General features: G+C 63.7%; 14 protein-coding genes, 1 tRNA gene, 2 rRNA genes and 1 pseudogene. 7 read left to right on the forward strand and 11 right to left on the reverse strand.

The annotated features are described in order from the left end of the window. The first annotated feature begins 124 nt into the window (after positions 1 to 124). Together NMQ11_RS01275 and rrf are read left to right on the forward strand one after the other, a co-directional pair. Positions 125 to 3,042 (forward strand): 23S ribosomal RNA (locus NMQ11_RS01275). A 142-nt stretch (positions 3,043 to 3,184) separates the two neighbouring features. Further along, a 5S ribosomal RNA gene (rrf, locus tag NMQ11_RS01280) occupies positions 3,185 to 3,306 on the forward strand. A 463-nt stretch (positions 3,307 to 3,769) separates the two neighbouring features. Here the strand turns inward: rrf and coxB are convergent. After that, positions 3,770 to 4,423 (reverse strand): annotated as a pseudogene (gene coxB, locus NMQ11_RS01285) (cytochrome c oxidase subunit II); the annotation flags it as partial. 587 nt (positions 4,424 to 5,010) lie between these two features. Beyond that, positions 5,011 to 6,384: an NAD(P)/FAD-dependent oxidoreductase gene (locus NMQ11_RS01290; RefSeq protein WP_255169579.1), complete on the reverse strand. Its 1,374-nt coding sequence runs from the start codon at positions 6,382 to 6,384 to the stop codon at positions 5,011 to 5,013. 178 nt (positions 6,385 to 6,562) lie between these two features. On the opposite strand from NMQ11_RS01290, the gene NMQ11_RS01295 reads away from it, so the two are divergent. Then, the gene (locus NMQ11_RS01295) at positions 6,563 to 8,077 is read left to right on the forward strand and encodes an MATE family efflux transporter (RefSeq protein ID WP_255169581.1); all 1,515 of its coding nucleotides are present in this window, start codon (positions 6,563 to 6,565) and stop codon (positions 8,075 to 8,077) included. Between the two features lie 369 nt (positions 8,078 to 8,446). Here the strand turns inward: NMQ11_RS01295 and NMQ11_RS01300 are convergent. The 3 genes from NMQ11_RS01300 to NMQ11_RS01310 all read right to left on the reverse strand — a co-directional run bounded on the left by NMQ11_RS01300 (position 8,447) and on the right by NMQ11_RS01310 (position 9,643). Further along, a tRNA-Arg gene (locus tag NMQ11_RS01300) sits at positions 8,447 to 8,519 on the reverse strand. A 20-nt stretch (positions 8,520 to 8,539) separates the two neighbouring features. After that, the gene (tatA, locus tag NMQ11_RS01305) at positions 8,540 to 8,845 is read right to left on the reverse strand and encodes a twin-arginine translocase TatA/TatE family subunit (protein WP_255169582.1); all 306 of its coding nucleotides are present in this window, start codon (positions 8,843 to 8,845) and stop codon (positions 8,540 to 8,542) included. Positions 8,846 to 8,977: 132 nt separating this feature from the next. Continuing rightward, entirely contained in the window at positions 8,978 to 9,643 is a 666-nt protein-coding gene (locus NMQ11_RS01310) for a helix-turn-helix domain-containing protein (RefSeq protein WP_255169583.1), read from the reverse strand. Positions 9,644 to 9,763: 120 nt separating this feature from the next. Here NMQ11_RS01310 and NMQ11_RS01315 point away from each other — a divergent pair, with 120 nt between their 5' ends. Genes NMQ11_RS01315 through NMQ11_RS01325 form a run of 3 tightly spaced genes read left to right on the forward strand, consistent with a single transcriptional unit; the run spans position 9,764 to position 11,450 of the window. Then, on the forward strand, positions 9,764 to 10,243 hold the full coding sequence (locus NMQ11_RS01315) for a redoxin domain-containing protein (RefSeq protein WP_255169584.1): 480 nt from the start codon (positions 9,764 to 9,766) through the stop codon (positions 10,241 to 10,243). A gap of 60 nt (positions 10,244 to 10,303) precedes the next feature. Next, on the forward strand, positions 10,304 to 11,131 hold the full coding sequence (locus tag NMQ11_RS01320) for an HD domain-containing protein (protein ID WP_255169585.1): 828 nt from the start codon (positions 10,304 to 10,306) through the stop codon (positions 11,129 to 11,131). 46 nt (positions 11,132 to 11,177) lie between these two features. Beyond that, positions 11,178 to 11,450 carry a hypothetical protein gene (locus tag NMQ11_RS01325; RefSeq protein WP_255169586.1) on the forward strand — a complete coding sequence of 91 codons (273 nt, stop codon included), beginning with the start codon at positions 11,178 to 11,180 and terminating at the stop codon, positions 11,448 to 11,450. Here NMQ11_RS01325 and NMQ11_RS01330 read toward each other — a convergent pair whose 3' ends face one another. Then, positions 11,451 to 11,675, reverse strand: a complete 225-nt coding sequence (locus NMQ11_RS01330; protein WP_255169587.1) for a MarR family transcriptional regulator — start codon at positions 11,673 to 11,675, stop codon at positions 11,451 to 11,453. A gap of 160 nt (positions 11,676 to 11,835) precedes the next feature. Here NMQ11_RS01330 and NMQ11_RS01335 point away from each other — a divergent pair, with 160 nt between their 5' ends. Beyond that, entirely contained in the window at positions 11,836 to 12,030 is a 195-nt protein-coding gene (locus NMQ11_RS01335; protein ID WP_255169588.1) for a XapX domain-containing protein, read from the forward strand. On the opposite strand, the gene NMQ11_RS01340 is transcribed toward NMQ11_RS01335, so the two are convergent. The 5 genes from NMQ11_RS01340 to sdhC form a co-directional block, all read right to left on the reverse strand. Further along, positions 12,027 to 13,328: a 5'-deoxyadenosine deaminase gene (locus NMQ11_RS01340; RefSeq protein ID WP_255169589.1), complete on the reverse strand. Its 1,302-nt coding sequence runs from the start codon at positions 13,326 to 13,328 to the stop codon at positions 12,027 to 12,029. The two genes, NMQ11_RS01335 and NMQ11_RS01340, sit on opposite strands and share 4 nt — an antisense overlap. A gap of 149 nt (positions 13,329 to 13,477) precedes the next feature. Next, entirely contained in the window at positions 13,478 to 15,325 is a 1,848-nt protein-coding gene (locus NMQ11_RS01345; protein WP_255169590.1) for an FAD-binding protein, read from the reverse strand. A 2-nt stretch (positions 15,326 to 15,327) separates the two neighbouring features. Continuing rightward, a complete protein-coding gene (locus NMQ11_RS01350; RefSeq protein WP_255169591.1) occupies positions 15,328 to 16,218 on the reverse strand; it encodes a succinate dehydrogenase/fumarate reductase iron-sulfur subunit in 891 nt (296 codons plus the stop codon). 1 nt (position 16,219) lies between these two features. Continuing rightward, positions 16,220 to 16,585 carry a succinate dehydrogenase hydrophobic membrane anchor subunit gene (locus NMQ11_RS01355; RefSeq protein ID WP_255169592.1) on the reverse strand — a complete coding sequence of 122 codons (366 nt, stop codon included), beginning with the start codon at positions 16,583 to 16,585 and terminating at the stop codon, positions 16,220 to 16,222. Continuing rightward, a complete protein-coding gene (sdhC, locus tag NMQ11_RS01360; protein WP_255169593.1) occupies positions 16,586 to 17,017 on the reverse strand; it encodes a succinate dehydrogenase, cytochrome b556 subunit in 432 nt (143 codons plus the stop codon). Positions 17,018 to 17,087 lie beyond the last annotated feature (70 nt).

Genomic DNA, 17,087 nt, shown 5'->3' on the forward strand with positions numbered 1-17,087 from the left:
CCGCGCAAGTGTGACTGGGAAGGGTCAATGCAGGCCGGCCGTCTACCGGCGTGCAGATGAGACCGTGTGTACGTGTAGTCCAGGCGTCCACTGGACCCGTTCCCGGGTCACATTACCGATCCGAAGAACGTGGCTACTGTGCCAGCTGGTGGATCGCTCGGCTCAAGAGCTGAAGAAGGACGTGCCAAGCTGCGATAAGCTCAAGGGACCCGCATGGAGGGAAAGAACTTGAGATCTCCGAATGGGAATCCCCACCGCAATTGCTTCGCGCAATGGGGAACGCCGGGAATTGAAACATCTCAGTACCGGCAGGAAAAGAAAGCAAACGCGATGTCGTTAGTAATGGCGAATGAAGACGACACAGTCCAAACCGAAGCCCTCACGGGCAATGTGGTGTTCGGACTGACGATCACTCCGCGAACCTCGACGAGAAGTCTTCTGGAACGGAGCACGAGACAGGGTGACAGTCCCGTATTGTCGAGAAGTAACGGACGAGTCAGCTCCAGAGTATCGGGGGTTGGATATCCCTCGAAAAGATCGCGGGCATCGACCGCGAAGACTAAACACTCCTTGAGACCGATAGCGAACAAGTAGCGTGAGCGAACGCTGAAAAGTACCCCCAAAAGGGAGGTGCAATAGGGCGTGAAATCAGTTGGCGATAGAGCGACGGGGCATACAAGGTCCTCTCCAGAATGAATCGGGTGCAAACCCGTAGTAAGACGGAGAGGAAGCCGGTGTTCCGTCGTACGTTTTGAAAAACGAACCAGAGAGTGTGCCTGTTTGACGAGTCTAACCCGATCATCGGGGAAGGCGTAGGGAAACCGATATGACCGCAGTCTTACGACCAGGGTCACCGTGTTCAAGCGCGGGGAGTCAAATGGGCACGACCCGAAACCGGACGATCTAGGCATGGGCAGGGTGAAGCGCACCGAAAGGTGCGTGGAGGCCCGTTAGCGTTGGTGTCCTACAATACCCTCGCGTGACCTATGTCTAGGGGTGAAAGGCCCATCGAGTTCGGAAACAGCTGGTTCCAACCGAAACATGTCGAAGCATGACCTCCGCTGAGGTAGTTCGTGCGGTAGAGCGACGGATTGGGGGACCGCACTCCGAGAGGAGTGCGCCCCCCTGTCCAACTCCGAACGTACGAACGCCGTTCGACGCGGGGAGTCCGGTGCGCGGGGTAAGCCTGTGTACCGTGAGGGAGACAACCCAGAGCTGGGTTAAGGTCCCCAAGTATGGACTAAGTGCGATTGAAAGTTGTCGCAAGCCCTAGACAGCCGGGAGGTGAGCTTAGAAGCAGCTACCCTCTAAGAAAAGCGTAACAGCTTACCGGCCGAGGTTTGCGGCGCTGAAAATGATCGGGGCTCAAGTCCATCACCGAGACCTGGCGGCACCGTTTACACGGTGATCCCGTAGGTTGGCATTCCGTTCGGGTGGAAGCACGGATGAGAATTCGTGTGGACCGTGCGGTAACGATAATTCTGGTCATAGTAGCAGCGTTAGTCGGGTGAGAGCCCCGACGGCCGAACGAGTAAGGGTTCCTCAGCAATGCTGATCAGCTGAGGGTTAGCCGGTCCTAAGTCTCGCCGTAATTCGAACGAGACAAAAGGGAAACAGGTTAATATTCCTGTGCCAGTATGCACTAAAAGTCGACGCTTTGGAGCCACCCAGGCCGGGCCATCGCCCGGTAGAACCGTCGAAGACCGTGGAAGCCGTAATGGCAGGAAGCGGTCGAATGTCGGGATATCGCAAGCTGGGCCAATCCAGAGCCCGTGAAAAGACGAGCATACTGTCCGTACCGAGATCCGACACAGGTACTCATGGCGGCGAAAGCCAAGGCTGTCGGGAACAACCGACGTTAGGGAATTCGGCAAGTTAGTCCCGTACGTTCGCAATAAGGGATGCCTGCCTCGGAAAGAGGCAGGTCGCAGTGACTCGGGCGCTCCGACTGTCTAGTAACAACATAGGTGACCGCAAATCCGTAAGGACTCGTACGGTCACTGAATCCTGCCCAGTGCGGGTATCTGAACACCCCTTACAAGGGGACGAAGGACCCGTTAACGGCGGGGGTAACTATGACCCTCTTAAGGTAGCGTAGTACCTTGCCGCTTTAGTAGCGGCTTGCATGAATGGATCAACGAGAGCGCCACTGTCCCAACGTTGGGCCCGGTGAACTGTACATTCCAGTGCGGAGTCTGGAGACCCCCAAGGGGAAGCGAAGACCCTATAGAGCTTTACTGCAGGCTGTCGCTGAGACATGGTCGCCATTGTGCAGCATAGGTAGGAGCCGTTACACAGGTACCCGCGCCAGCGGGCCACCGAGGCATCACTGAAATACTACCCGATGGTGACTGTGACTCTCACTCCGGGAGGAGGACACCGGTAGCCGGGCAGTTTGACTGGGGCGGTACGCGCTTGAAAAGATATCGAGCGCGCCCCAAGGTTTCCTCACTCGGGTCGGAGACCCGAGTAAGAGCGCAAGAGCATACGGAAGCCTGACAGTGTCCGGCACAACGACGGACGCTGACGCGAAAGCGTGGTCTAGCGAACCAATTAGCCTGCTTGATGCGGGCAATTGCTGACAGAAAAGCTACCTTAGGGATAACAGAGTCGTCACCCGCAAGAGCACATATCGACCGGGTGGCTTGCTACCTCGATGTCGGTTCCCTCCATCCTGCCCGTGCAGAAGCGGGCAAGGGTGAGGTTGTTCGCCTATTAAAGGAGGTCGTGAGCTGGGTTTAGACCGTCGTGAGACAGGTCGGCTGCTATCTATTGGGGGTGTAAGGTATCTGACGAGAACGTTCGTATAGTACGAGAGGAACTACGAATGGGTGCCACTGGTGTACCGGTTGTTCGAAAGAGCACGTGCCGGGCAGCTACGCACCACGGGGTAAGAGCTGAACGCATCTAAGCTCGAAACCCACTTGAAAAAGAGATACCACCGAGGTCACTCGTAGAAGACGAGTTCGATAGACTCGGGGTGTACGCGCCAAGGCAACGAGGCGTTGAGCCCGCGAGCACTAACAGACCAAGCCACACACTCATATCCTCGACACCAGTCGAGGCCGCATAACGGATTGGAATGGACCCACGAACGGGTCCAGACGCAAACTGGACTACACATACACACGGTCGGAGACCACCGATACTGGCCCGCGGACGGTTCGATTCCGTCGATCGGCGTTAAGGCGGCCACAGCGGCGAGGTTCCACCCGTACCCATCCCGAACACGGACGTTAAGCTCGCCTGCGTACCAGTGAGTACTGGAGTGGGAGACCCTCTGGGAGACCTGGTTCGCCGCCGACCACTCATACTACATCCACTACACTCGTGAGCCACCGCACCACCCAAGGCTCACACCCACACCCATACACACACACACACACACACTACCCCGAAGAGTGACAACACACGCGTTCCCCCCGCACGCTCGAAGAACGTCGTTACGGGTACTCGTCGAGAAGCGTCCCGCCCGAGTAAGCCGCGCTTACCGGCCGTAACGTGAACCAGCAGGTCACGCGTTTTCGACCCGCGGCTCGGTACGAAAGGTGTCGCCCGGAACACTAACGACCAACCTCATCCCGTGGCGGCGTGCCGCGTCGGTTGGATAACCCTCGTGCCAGGCGAGTGATTCGACAGGAATCACCAACTGTGTCGCGTGCCCGGGTTCGCCGGACGGTCATCGCACCCGGATGGGTCGGCTCGGCCGGGGACTAAAGGCACGCACTCGAGTGTAGGCGCCGAAGGGCTGAAAACGCTTTCCCGTTGGCTACCCGTCAGCGGTCGGTGCGGTTGCGTTCGTCGTCCCTTCGTGTTCCGTGAGCCACGACTCGTAGTCGTCGGGCTCGAGCACCACGACGGTCATCCCCATCCGGGAGTGGCCGGCGCCGCAGAACTCGACGCACTGGGCGTCGTACTCGCCCGCCTCGTAGGCGCTGGTTCGAAGCTGGGTGTACTCGCCGGGGAAGGCGTCCTGTTTGACCCCGAGTTCCGGAACGAACAGCGAGTGGGTCACGTCGTCCGTCGTGAGCCAGAGCGTCACGTCCTCGTCGGCCGGGATCACGAGTTCGTTCCGTGTCGTCGCGTCTGCCTCGGGGTAGGTCACCTCCCACCCCCACTGGAACCCCCGGACGTGGAATTCCTCGTCGTCGGTGTCGGGGAGATCCGCGACGTCCTCGATCGGGCCGTCGCCGGCGAGGTCTGTCGGCTGGCCGGGAGAGACGTAGGGGCTGACGAGGACGGTGTAGCCGGAGACGCCGACGAACAGGAGGATCAGCGCCGTCGCGGCCGTCCACGTGACCTCGAGCGAGGGGTCCTCTGTCGTCGGCACCGGGTCGTCGTTGTCGTGAAACTTGATCGTCGCGTAAAACAGGATCAGGAGCACGAACAGCGAGAGGGGGAGGGTGACGTAGAGGAGTTGGTAGTTCGAGATCTTCGGCGGTCGCCACGGTCGTCCCGGTTTCCTCCGAAACGGTCACGGTGAGCGTGAGCGTGCTGTCGGTCGTGTTGACGAACCGGAGTTCGACCTGTCCTCGCGACGGAACCGTTTCTTCGAGTCGGAGACTCGCGGCCGTCGAATCGAGTTCGATCGTACTGTCGTAGTACTGATTTCCCTTCCTGAGGATCGAACTCGAGCCGACCGCGTACGAGTACCAGAGTTCGTCCGCGGTTTCGTAGACGCCGTCCTCGAGTGCGGCGTCGACCTCCGACTGAACGCGATCGGGGAGGAAGGAATAGGGAACGATTCGATCGGAACACGATCCGATGTCGGCGGGACTCGAATCGGTGTCGTCACGCCCGCTCTCGGAGCCGTCCGAGCGGTTCTCGGAGTCGTTCGAGTACTGACGGCTGTCGGTACTGCTCCCGAACGCGTCGAGACACCCCGAAAAAACGCCGAGTGAACCGGCAACGCCACCGAGAACTGTCCGCCTGTCCATACACTCCTGCGCTCCAACATAAGGAAATACTTTCTGATCGACAGACACTAACACGAACCGAAACGGCCAGCGGTTAGTAGACGTACTCGTCTTCCCGAAGCTGGACGTACCGCCCGTCCCGGTACCGGAACTTGCGCTTCTTGTAGGTGCCGACGATCTTCGTCGCGCCGAGGCCGGCGGAGTACTTCTTCGAGATCAGCGCGCCGCCGTCGGTCGAGTCCTTCATCCTGCTGACGACGTCGAACGCCCGGTCCCAGTCGTCGGGCTCGTAGTCAGCGACGACGTCGGCGAAGGAGACGTTCCGTAGAATCTCGTCGCCGATCGCCCGTTTCCAGACCTCGTTGTAGTGCTCGAGCGAGTCCGTCGCCGCGAGGCGACCGGCGATCTTGCCGGTGCGGACGGCGACGTGGTAGCCGCCCTCGTGGAACGCCGAGGTGGTCCCCATCGCGCCGCCGGCCACGGCGACGTTCGCGCCGACGGGCGACTCGATCGGCCGCGTCGAGGAGATCGGGTACGTCTCGGTTCCCTTCGACTTCCCGCGATCCTCGACGATCGGGATCTCTTCTTCGATATCGTACTCGTCGCCGTACAGGTGCTCGAGCAGCCGGCGGATGTACTCCGAGCCGGAGGGAATCCGGTCGTCGGTCGGTTTGAGCAGCGCGTAGGATTCGGGGTGGGCGACGTCCTCGAGGGTCATCCCGATGGGCATCGTCAGGCCGACGCGGGCGACGGTGCCGTCGTTGGGGAAGATCCAGGGGTAGGCGGTTTCGCCGGGGATGTACCCCCACCAGAACTTCAGGCGATCCCGATCGAACAGCTCCTCGGGGAACTCGCGGTACTCCTGGTAGGCGATGTGGTTCGCCCGCGGGGGCGAGAGGTACTCCGAGACGCTCCGATCCGCGGGGAGGAACTGGTCGAGGGCGTCCAGGGTGATCCGGCGCTGAGGGCCGTCCGCGAGGATAACGTACTCGGCCTCGAACTCGTCGCCGTTGGCCAGCGTCAGGGTGTGCGTCGGCGTCGGAGAGAGGTCGGTCTCGAGGTCTTTCACGCTCCTGCCGACGCGGACGTCCGCGCCGGCGTCCGTCGCGCGCTCGTGGAGCCAGTCGTCCATCCGCGCCCGGTGGAAGGTGTAGCCGAACTTCGGATACGACGCCTCGATTCCGGTCGTTCGCATCTCGAAGCGGGTGCTCGGCCCGAAGAAGTCGACCGCCGAGAGCTCCTGTAGGATCACCTCGTCGGGGATCTCCCGGTAGTCGAAGTCCATGATGTCGACCCAGTAGTCGAGCATCCCGGCGGCGTCGGTCGAGTCGGGTCCCAGCCCGTCCCGGTCCTCCCGTGGGACGCCCTGTTCGAACAGCACGGTTTCGGCGCCGTGGGCTGCGGCTCGTTCGGCCGCCGCGGCACCCGCCGGCCCACCGCCGACGATTGCGACGTCAACGCGTTCCATACTCCGTGGGGACTCAGCGGCGCATATTAAACTGCCTGAAACTCCCGGCGACGGACCGGTATCGACGACGGCGTGGGTCTCGAGACCGTGGCTAACGGTATCGAACCGTAATGATATTTCGAATCGTAATGCCTAAACGAGGGCGAAGCGAGGGTACGAGAGAGCCCGTTAGAACCCGATGCGTCAGTCCCTCCACACCCTCCTGTCCGCCCTGTTGTCAGTCCTCACGAGAACCCTGCGAAACCCGATCGAAGCGGCCCTCTGGTACGCCGGCGTCACGCTCGCCAGGTTCGGCTACGTCGACCGCCACCGCGTCGACCGAACCACCGAACTCGCCTGGCCCCGGATCGTCACCGGCATCGCTCGAATGTCGAAGTCGGTCGCCGACCTCGCGATGGTCGGGGCCGTCCTCGGCTCCGGCGCCGTCGCCGGCATCGGCCTCGCGACGCCGTTCGCCTTCCTCGCCGGCACTCTCGGCGGCGGCATCGCCGGCGGGACGATCGCGCTCGTCTCCCAGCGCTACGGCGCCGGCCGCTACGACGAACTCGACCTCGTCGTCAAACAGAGCGTCTGGCTGACGGCGCTGGTCACACTCCCGCTCATGGTCGTCTTTCTGGTCTTCCCCTCCGAACTGATCGGCCTCATCGCAACGGACCCCGAGATGCACACCTACGGCACGATCTACCTCCAGGTGATGAGCGTCGGCACGATCTTCATGGGCCTCAACCTCATCGGAAGCCGCACGCTCGTCGGCGCCGACGACTCCTACGCGGCGATGGTCGTCCGGGGCAGCGGCGCAATCGCGAACATCGCACTGAACGTCGTGTTCATCTTCGGCCTCGGGCTGGGCGTCGCCGGCGCGGCGCTCGGCTCCGTCCTCGCGAACGTCCTCGTCACCGGGCTGTTCGTCTACGGCTTCCTCGGCGGCCGGGTGCCGTTCGCCGGTCACTTCCCCGTCACCGTCTCGCTGTCGGGGCCGTACGTCGACCGCGACCTGATCCGAGACCTCGTCGAGATTTCGACGCCGATCACCCTCACCAACCTCACCTGGTCGACCGCGCAGTTCCCGATCCTCGCCGTGATCGCCGTCTTCGGCGCCGAGGTCGTCGCCGCGTTCATCATCGCCCAGCGCGTCCGCGGCCTGATGGACACCCCCAGCTGGGGGCTCGGACTGGCCTCCTCGAGTCTGGTCGGCCAGGAACTCGGCCGAGCGCGGGAACTCGAGGCAGACGCCTACGGCCAGGACATCTTGCGTATCACGGTCGCGGTCTACCTGGTCGTCGCGGCGGTCGTCTTCGTCTTCGCCGAACCCGTCGCCGCGGTGTTCGTCGCCGAAGGCGACTCGCTCTCGCTGACGACCGTCTTCGTCCAGGTTGCGGCCCTCAGCGTCATCTTCAACGGCCTCAACGGGGCAGCATCGGGCCCGCTCACCGCGAGCGGCGATACTCGCTGGCCGTTCTACGGCCGCGTGCTCGGCCTCTACGGGGCGGCGCTGCCGGCGGCCTACCTCGCGGGCACCGCGCTCACGATCCCCGGTCTCGGAACGATCCCCGCGCTCGGGATCGGTGCGCTGTACGCGGCGCTGGTCCTCGAGACGCTGGTCCCGGCGGCTGTGACCTGTCACCGATTCTCGACCGGCAAGTGGCGGGTGATCAGCCGCTCCTACCGGCCCGAAGGTGTGGCAGCCGACTGAGTCGCGGCTCTCGAGACTCGTGTCGCTGGTACAACCGGTAAGCGGCTATTGGGCTCTGAAATAGCTAATTTCGATTACCCGAGCAGCGACGACCTGCCGTCGTCCGTTGGTACGATCCTCACATTCCGCTCGCGTTCGCAGGTGACTCGAGTCGCAGTTCCGAAACGAGAGCGAGTTCTCGGGTGAAGTGGCCCGAAAGGGCGTGATGGGAGTGAGCAAACCCGAAGGGTTTGCGAGCTACGTTACGCTCGCGAGCCACGGAGTGGCGAGCGGGCGTAACGGAATTCGAACCACGGTCGGAGCGAAGCTCCTCCCTGATTCGAATCACGCACGATCCGTTATCGGCCTCGCTGGTGCTCGGCACGATAACGGGCGTGACGGGATTCGAACCCGCGATCAGAAGGTTAGGAACCTCCTGCCCTCTCCGCTAGGCCACACGCCCCGGCGTCAAAACCAGCTGTCTCAGTTCGTTTCCGTTTCGGTTTCCGTCTCCTCTTCCGAGGCGAGCGAATCCGTGTCGACGAACTCGTCGTCCTCGGCTGCGACGTCGTCGTCGGCGTCGTAGTTGCCCGTCTCGCGCATCTCCTCGAGTTCGGTCTCGACCTTTTCACGACCCTTCTGGAACTCGCCCATCGCCTCGCCGGTCGATCGTGCCAGTTTCGGAATCTTGTTCGCTCCGAACAGCAAGATCGCGATGAAGAGGATAATGAGCAGTTCCGGCCCCCCGGGTGCGCCGGGGATGAACAGCGGTGCAATTTCGGCTACCATCTCTATGCGTGGCTTACCCGCTGGCAATTATAACCTTTTTGGACCGCTTAGCTAGGGCGGAAGTCACGCCACCCGCGTTCCTGCGCCTCGAGAGGGGCTCCCGCCAGCGACGGATCGTCGCGTCGGGGCCGATCACCGGTGCTCTTCGGGGCGGCCGATGATGATCGTGTTCTCGACGAGGGTGCCGTGCGCCCGTCGCAGGCGTTCGGAGAGCGCCTGGTGGGAGATGTCGAACTCCGCCGCGAGCTCGTCCATCAGCGTCTCCCGCGGGATCTCGTAGTAGCCGAGTTCGAACGCCGCCTCGAGCGTGTCCTGCTGGTCGTCGGTCAGCCCGAACCGCCCCTCTCGACCGTCGTCGAGGTTGTAGATGCTGTGAATGTCCATCGAGAACTCGTTCTCCCGGCAGTACTCGTACGTCCGCGAGAGCGCATCGCGCTCGGGAACGAGGATTCGAAGCGTCCACCCGTCGCTGTTGCCCTGCGCGGAGAGGACCGTTCCGTCCTCCTGGACGAGGATCTGGACGAGCGTCTCGATCCGGCTCACCCAGTCCATCTGATACAGTCGTTCGCCCTCGAGGTCTGCCAGCAATTCGACGCTCTCGACGCTCTCGTCCGCCTCGAGCACCGCGTCGATCTCGTCGAACTGCTCGCTCTCGACCCAGATGTACGGCATCACGTGATCCGAGTTGCTGGCGACGATTCGCTCGATATCGAACTGTACATCGTCCAGTCGTTCCATCGTCCCCGCCAGTGCGAACTCGTCTGCGGCGAGCCCGATTTCGGCGACAGTGCCTCCCATACGGCCGCAACATCGCCGGCGTGTAATAGTCTGTCGCCACGCTCTCGGCGTCTTCGGGCCTTATGCCGGGACTGTTCGGCGAACGAAACCGTCTTTTCTGCGAGGACCAAAACGGGGCCGATGCCAACGACTGGCGACTCAGCACCCGACTTCACCGCACCGCTCGCGACCGGCGACGTCGAGTCGATCACGCTCTCGGAGCGACTCGAGGAGGAGGCGCCGGTCGTCCTCGCCTTCTTCCCCGGCGCGTTCACGAGCGTCTGTACGGCCGAGATGTGTGCGTTCGACGACCGCCTCGAGGCGTTCGAAGACCTCGAGGCGACCGTTTACGGCGTCAGCGTCGACTCGCCGTTCGCGCTCAACGAGTTCCGCGCACGGAACGACCTCTCGTTCGACCTGATCAGCGACTTCGAAAAGGAGATCGTCGACGCCTACGACGTCCGGACGGACTTCGAGAACCTCGGCGTGTACGGACTGGCAAAGCGCGCGGTGTTCGTCGTCGACGGCGACGGCGAACTCACCTACGCCTGGATCAGCGACGACGCCGGCGTCGAACCCGACTACGACGAGGTCGAAGCCGCCGTCGCCGAGACGGCATAACGACCGCACGCCGACAGCCGCCGGCGGAGAACTTTTTTGTCCGGCACGCGACGGTGAGGTATGAGCGATGCCGATACGAGTTCGGAGCCCGGCGACGACGCTCGCCGCATCTACTCCCCCGATGACGAGCACAACTTTCCCGACGCGAAGCTCAACGAGGTGCTCGCGTACGTCGACGCCGACGAGGAGATTCAGGCCTACCTCGAGGCCCAGAACGTCAACGCCGTCGACCGCAAGCGCTACAACGACCACGGCGCGAAACACATCTCGATCGTCCGCAACCGGGCGCTGTGTCTGTACGACCTGCTGAAAGCCGGCGACGTCGACTTCAACGGCGCCCGTCAGCAGGGACTCGAGGAGGAAGACGAGTCGGTGATCATCGCGCTCGCGGCGACGCTCCACGACGTCGGTCACACCGTCCACCGGGACCAGCACGCCTACTACTCCATCCCCCTCGCCGCGGACATCCTCGACCGCGTTCTCCCCGAGTTCTACGACGTCACGGACACCGTCAGAATGAAAGGAGAGGTGCTCCACGCGATCCTCTGTCACCACACCGCCGAGACGCCGCTGACGACCGAGGCGGGGGTCATCCGGGTCGCCGACGCCCTCGACATGGAGCGCGGGCGCTCGAGAATCCCCTACGAGCAGGGCGGTCGCGGCATCAACACCCTCTCGAGTCAGGCCATCCGGCGCGTCTCCCTCCACGAGGGCGAAACCCGACCGGTGATGGTCGAGATCGCGATGACCAACGCCGCGGGCGTCTATCAGGTCGACAACCTCCTCAAGTCGAAGCTCCGTGGCTCGGGACTCGAGGACGAGATTCGAATCGTCGCGGTGAACACGAACGAGAACCACGAACAGTTGGTCGAGCGGATCGAACTGTAGCCTGCGAGTCGAACCGTTCAAGCGCCGCGACTTCTTCTCTCGACTCATGACCGACGAGGAGTGGAACGATCCCGAGCCCGGTGTGGGGCTCGACCGACGACGACTCAAAATTCGCCTGGGCTGTGCGGCGGTCGCGCTGTTCGTGCTCGTCGTCGCCACCTGGTCCTTCCTGGTCGACGCCCTGCCGCTACTGTGGCCGCCGACGGAGCCGCTCGCACAGTGGTCGACGCTCGTCCTCCTGTCCGCCTTCGGCTACGTCCTGGTGCCGCTGATGATCGGCTCGCTCGTCGCCGACGTGCTCCTCGAGCGACTCGAGTAATCAGACCAGCCCGTAGGCCCCGTTGACGCGCTCGACGTGGCCGCGCTCGCGCAGCGTGCCGGTGATCGAGAGCACCGATCCCTTGTCGACGTCGAGCGTCGCGCAGAGTTCGTCCGCCGTCGCCCGCTCGCGAACGGCGAGGTAGAGGTAGATCAGCTTCGCCTGCGGCGATTCGAGATCCGCGGGTATCGACACGTCCGGCGTAGAGCGCGCTTCCAATTTCATACTCGGCCTCGAGTAGTTCGACGATATTAAAACTAGCTGTCGTCGATCGTCGAAATCGACTGGTCGCCACGATCGCACCGGCGTAACCCGCGTCTGCCCGTCCATCGTCGCTTCGCACCGAGTCAGAGCCCTTTTATCGCTTCCGTTCCCCCTCACCGCTATGGATCTGAAGTTCATCGCACTGGGGCTGCTGACCGGCTTTCTCACCGGTGCGTTCTTCGCGCTGGTCGACGTCCCGATCCCCGCACCGCCGGAGCTACCGGGACTGATGGGGATCGTCGGCATCTACCTGGGGTACAAACTAGTCGACGGAATGGACGTCAGCCTCAACGTCCTCGAGTCGCTCGGCTTCTAGCTGGCCTCGAGTCCGCTCGCGATCTCCCGTGCCCGCTTCCTGATCGCTTCGGGGTCGGCGACTTCGACCTCGCCGTCGCGCATCAGCACCTCGCCGTCGACCATCGTGAACGTCACGTCGTCGCCGTGAGCGACGAACGTGAGGTGTGAGAGCACGTCGTGGATCGGCGTCCCGCGAGTGATGTCGGTTCGCAGGCCGACGATATCGGCCGCCCACCCCTCGCGGAGCGCGCCGACGCGGTCGAACCCCGCCGCGCGCGCGCCGTTTCGCGTCGCCATCTCGAACACCGTTTTCGCCGGAAGGGCCTGTGGCTCTAACCGATCTACCTTCTGTAACAGCGAGGCCTGGCGCATCTCGGTGAACGGATCGAGCGTGTTGTTACACGGCGGTCCGTCGTTGCCGAGTGCGACGTTGATTCCTCGATCCAGGTAGTCGAGCACCGGCGCGACGCCGCTTGCGAGTTTCATGTTCGAGGACGGGCAGTAGGTGACGTGCGTGCCCGTCTCCGCGAGCACCGCTCGCTCGGACTCGTCGGTCCAGACGCAGTGAGCGAGGACGACGTCCTCCCCGGTGAGCCCCACCTCGTCGAGCCAGTGGATGTTCCGCTTTCCGGTGTCCGACTCCACGGCGGCGATTTCGCCGCGGTTCTCGCTCGCGTGCGTGTGGATCGTCACCCCGTCGTGGGCGTTTGCGAGTTCGCGACTTCCTCGAAGACAGGCCTCGGTACAGCTCACGGCAAAGCGCGGCGTGACGGCGTACTTGATGCGTCCGCCGGCCGTGTCGTGATACCGTTCGATCAGTCGCTCGCTTTCCGCCAGCGCCTCGTCGGTGCCCTCGAGCAGCCCCTCGGGCGCCTCCTTGTCCATCATCACCTTCCCGAGTCGGCCGCGGATGCCGAGCTCGGTGGCGGCCTCGAACGCCTCCCCCGCGTGGGCGACCGAGAGGTGGTCGACGCAGGTCGTCGTCCCGCTCTCGATCATCTCGAGGTAGCCCAACTCGGCGGCGACGCGCATCTCCTCGGCGGAGAGCGACGCCTCCATCGGAAGCACGTACTCGAACAGCCAGTCGAGTAGTTCGGTGTCGTCGGCGATCCCCCGGCCCAGGCTCTGGACCGAGTGGACGTGTGCGCCCACCGTTCCGGGCATCAACACGTCGCAGGCGTGCCGTTCGTGCTCGGGATACCGCTCGAGACAGTCCCCTCGGTCCCCTATCGCGACGATCGTATCGTCCTCGACGACGACCGCACCGTCGTGAATCACGGTCTCGGCGTCGGCGACGACCGTACCCGACAACAACATACCGGAAAACGATAGCCGAGCGCCGCCCTTAGCTCTGCTGATCCGAGTCACACCGTCGAACAGCAGTCATGAGACATCGACCGCGAATTCGCGGCTGTCGGAGACTGTCGCGCTCGAGTGGCCGGCCTTCGAATAGTTCTCCGACAGTATCAGTAGCTGCGGATCTTCGGCTCGTAGGTCTTCTCCTCGCCCTCGAGGATCACCGGCCGGTACCAGATCGACGGCTTGCCGCCGTTCCAGGAGATCATGGTGTGTTTGAGCCAGTTCTCGTCGTCGCGCTCCTGGTTCTCCTGGCGCCAGTGGGCGCCGCGGAACTCGTTTCGCACGAGTGCGCCGAGGGCGATCGTCTCGGCGACGTCGATCAGGTTGCGCGTCTCGTAGGTCATCTGCAGGTCCGTGTTGAACGTCCGCGAGGGGTCGGCGACGTAGACGTCGCGGTACTCCTCGCGACACTCCCGGATCGTCCGCAGCGCGCGCTTGATTCCCTCCTCGTTGCGGAAGACGTTGACGTCGGCGGTCATCGCCTTCTGAAGCTTCGCGCGGATCTCGGCGTGCGGGACGCCGTCGTCTTTCTCCATCAGTCGCTCGACGCGGTCGCGCTCGGCCTCGACGGCGCGCGCTAAGACGCCGTCGACGTCCGCAACCTGGCCGGAGCCGTCGGCCGCGACGTCGTCCGCTCCGGTGGGCTCGATCCCCGCTTCGCCGGGCGTGATCGGGAGGTCGACGTCGGTTTCCTCCTCGACGCCCTCTGCGTAGCCGGTCTCGATCTCGGCCTCGCCCAGGTCCTCGCCGGCGGCGTGGCGCCCGGCGCGCTTGCCGAAGACGACCAGTTCGGGGAGGGCGTTCCCGCCCAGGCGGTTCGCGCCGTGGACGGAGACGCAGGCGCACTCGCCGGCGGCGTACAGCCCGGAGATGCAGGTCTCGCCGTTCTCGTCGGTCTCGATGCCGCCCATCTCGTAGTGCTGGCCGGGCTTGACCGGCATCGGCTCGACGAGGCCGTCGACGCCCTCGAAGTCCTCCGCGAGGTGGAGGATGTTCTCGAGGCGGTCGAGGATGCGCTCGGCGCCGAGGTGGCGCATGTCGAGGTGGACGTACTCGTCCTCGACGCCCCGTCCCTGGTTGACCTCCGTCAGCTCGGCCCGCGAGACGACGTCTCGGGAGGCGAGTTCGCCCGCGTTGTTGGCGTAGCCGTGTTCGAACATGAACCGCTCGCCGAGTTCGTTGTACAGGATACCGCCCTCGCCGCGGACCCCTTCGGAGATGAGGACGCCCGTGCTGGGGAGGGTCGTCGGGTGGAACTGGACGAACTCCATGTCCTCCATCGGCACGCCCGCCCGGTAGGCCATCGCGTTCCCGTCGCCGGTACAGGAGACGGCGTTGGTGGTGTGGTCGAACGCCTGGCCGGGGCCGCCGGTCGCGAGGATGACTCCCTTGTTCGCCTTGAAGCCCTCGACGACGCCGCTCTGGACGTCGTAGGCGACCACGCCGTGGCAGGTCCGGTCGTTCGGGTCCGGCTCGTCAGTGACGGCGAGGTTCATCACGTACCACTCGTCGTACACCTGGATGCCGCGTTTGACGACCTGTTCGTAGAGGACGTGCAGCAGGTGGTGGCCGGTCTCGGCCCCGGCGTAGGTCGTTCGCGGGAACGAGAGGCCGCCGAAGGGCCGCTGGGAGACGGTGCCGTCCTCCTCGCGGGAGAACGGCATCCCCCAGTGCTCTAGGGTGATCGTGTCCTCGGGGGCGTCCTTGGCGAGGGTCTCGATCGCGGGGGCGTCGCCCAGGTAGTCCGAGCCCTTCATCGTGTCGTAGGCGTGGAGTTCCCAGTCGTCACCGTCTCTGAGCGCCGCGTTGATTCCCCCCTCCGCCGCGCCGGTGTGGCTGCGGACCGGGTGGAGTTTCGTTACCATCGCCACGTCGGCGCCCGCTTCGTGGGCGCCGATCGCAGCCCGGAGGCCGGCGCCGCCGGCGCCGACCACGATGACGTCGTGTTCGTACATGGTTACCAGAATTTCAGGTTCTTCTTGACCGCCTCCCGCTTGAGCTCCTGAATGTGCTCGGTCAGCGGGATGTCCTTCGGACACACCTCGGTACAGGAGAACTGGGTCTGACACCGCCAGACGCCGTGTTCCTGCTCTAAGATGCGGAGTCGGTGCTCCTTGATGTCCTCGCCCTCGCGGTCGTCCATCGCGAACCGGTAGGCCTTGTTGATCGCCGCCGGGCCGAGGTACTCGTTGTCGCCCGCCGCGATGTTACACGAGGACATACACGCCGCACACCAGATACACCGGGTCGACATCTTCACCTTCTCGCGGTTCTCGCGGGTCTGGCGCTGCTCCTCCAGGTCGCCCGCCGGCAGGTCCTCCTCCTGGAAGTACGGCTCAACGGAGTGCATCTGGTCGTAGAAGTGTTCCATGTCGACGACCAGGTCCTTGACGACCTCCTGGTGGGGGAGCGGTTCGACGCGGATCGGCTGGTCGAGTTCCGACAGCTGCGTCTTACAGCCCAGACGTTGGGAGCCGTTGACGAAGAACGCATCCGAACCGCAGATCGCCTGCCGGCAGGAGTGTCGGAACGTCAGCGATGGGTCGAACTCGTCGCGGGCGTAGATCAGCGCGTCGAGGACGGTCATCCCGCGCTCGAGGGGGACGTGGAAGTCGTCGAAGCGCGGTTCCTGTTTCCCCTCGACCTCGGGGTCGTAGCGAAAGACCTTGAGGTGGGCCGTCTCCTCCTCGGGCTCTGCGTCCCTGGCAGCCTGCTCGCGCTGTGCGAGGCCCTCCTGTTTGCGCTGGAGTCGGGTCTGCTGGGGCGAGGAGAGGCCGCTCATCTCCTGTTCGGTCGGTGCCTCCTGTGATTCGGGTTCCTCGGGTTGTTCTTGCTGTTGAGTACTCATATTAGATCCACCCTGCCATTACGAGTGCGACCCAGGTTCCCTGGGCGATCAGCGCTGTGCCTGCGATCACCAGTACGGCGAGGACGACCTTCTTTTGCGTGCCTTTGAGTCCCTGGTTGACGAGGGCGTTGTAGACGCCGTTGACGCCGTGGAACGTCGCCGTCACCAGGAACAGCACCATCGTCAGGAAGTAGCCGACGTTCTCCATCCGGGCCTGCGTTCCGGCGAACGTGATGTCCGCCGCGTGGTTGACGAAGTGCAAGAGGAAGAAGTGGAAGGCGAGCACCACGATCAGGAACGCGGCCGTGACTCGCTGGAGCAGCCACGCGGTTCCGCCCGGCGCGAACGAGGAGTAGCGTTCCGCCATCTAGAAGCCCACCCCCTGGAGAAACGTCGGCACGCTCGCGACGGTGATGACGCCCGTCAGGATTAGCGACGCGTAGAAGCTCTTGTCCTGGGCCTCGAGACCGATTCCCAGGTCGACCATCAGCAGGCGCGTCCCGTTCAGGATGTGGAAGACGGCGACCGCGAGGAGGCCGACCTCGAGCACCCGGATGATGAACAGGCTCTCGAGTCCCTGGATCGTGCCGGTGTAGGCGTCGACCTGTTCCCCGGCGAGAACCATCGTCTGACCGTCGGCCGCCGCTATGGCGCTACTCAACACGGCGATGTGGGTAAACAGGTAGCCGATGAGCATCCACCCCGTGAACTTGTGAAAGATCCACGCCCACATCCCGGCCGAGAACTCCTTCCAGCGACCGAAGTCCTCGATGAGACCGCGATTGTAAGACTGACTCATACTCTCACTCCGACCGTTAGGGCGCGGGGGTATAGAAGTTACTTTTATCGCTGCCCGTCAGTCTCTCGGT

The organism is Natrononativus amylolyticus (genome assembly GCF_024362525.1).
In the GTDB taxonomy this organism is placed as follows: domain Archaea; phylum Halobacteriota; class Halobacteria; order Halobacteriales; family Natrialbaceae; genus Natrononativus; species Natrononativus amylolyticus.

Coding starts and splice junctions, on each gene's coding strand:
- NMQ11_RS01290 (WP_255169579.1), bottom strand. CDS start 6,384: ATGGAACGCGTTGACGTCGCAATCGTCGGCGGTGGGCCGGCGGGTGCC.
- NMQ11_RS01350 (WP_255169591.1), bottom strand. CDS start 16,218: ATGAGTACTCAACAGCAAGAACAACCCGAGGAACCCGAATCACAGGAG.
- NMQ11_RS01345 (WP_255169590.1), bottom strand. CDS start 15,325: ATGTACGAACACGACGTCATCGTGGTCGGCGCCGGCGGCGCCGGCCTC.
- NMQ11_RS01355 (WP_255169592.1), bottom strand. CDS start 16,585: ATGGCGGAACGCTACTCCTCGTTCGCGCCGGGCGGAACCGCGTGGCTG.
- NMQ11_RS01315 (WP_255169584.1), top strand. CDS start 9,764: ATGCCAACGACTGGCGACTCAGCACCCGACTTCACCGCACCGCTCGCG.
- NMQ11_RS01310 (WP_255169583.1), bottom strand. CDS start 9,643: ATGGGAGGCACTGTCGCCGAAATCGGGCTCGCCGCAGACGAGTTCGCA.
- NMQ11_RS01340 (WP_255169589.1), bottom strand. CDS start 13,328: ATGTTGTTGTCGGGTACGGTCGTCGCCGACGCCGAGACCGTGATTCAC.
- NMQ11_RS01295 (WP_255169581.1), top strand. CDS start 6,563: ATGCGTCAGTCCCTCCACACCCTCCTGTCCGCCCTGTTGTCAGTCCTC.
- NMQ11_RS01325 (WP_255169586.1), top strand. CDS start 11,178: ATGACCGACGAGGAGTGGAACGATCCCGAGCCCGGTGTGGGGCTCGAC.
- NMQ11_RS01330 (WP_255169587.1), bottom strand. CDS start 11,675: ATGAAATTGGAAGCGCGCTCTACGCCGGACGTGTCGATACCCGCGGAT.
- sdhC (WP_255169593.1), bottom strand. CDS start 17,017: ATGAGTCAGTCTTACAATCGCGGTCTCATCGAGGACTTCGGTCGCTGG.
- tatA (WP_255169582.1), bottom strand. CDS start 8,845: ATGGTAGCCGAAATTGCACCGCTGTTCATCCCCGGCGCACCCGGGGGG.
- NMQ11_RS01335 (WP_255169588.1), top strand. CDS start 11,836: ATGGATCTGAAGTTCATCGCACTGGGGCTGCTGACCGGCTTTCTCACC.
- NMQ11_RS01320 (WP_255169585.1), top strand. CDS start 10,304: ATGAGCGATGCCGATACGAGTTCGGAGCCCGGCGACGACGCTCGCCGC.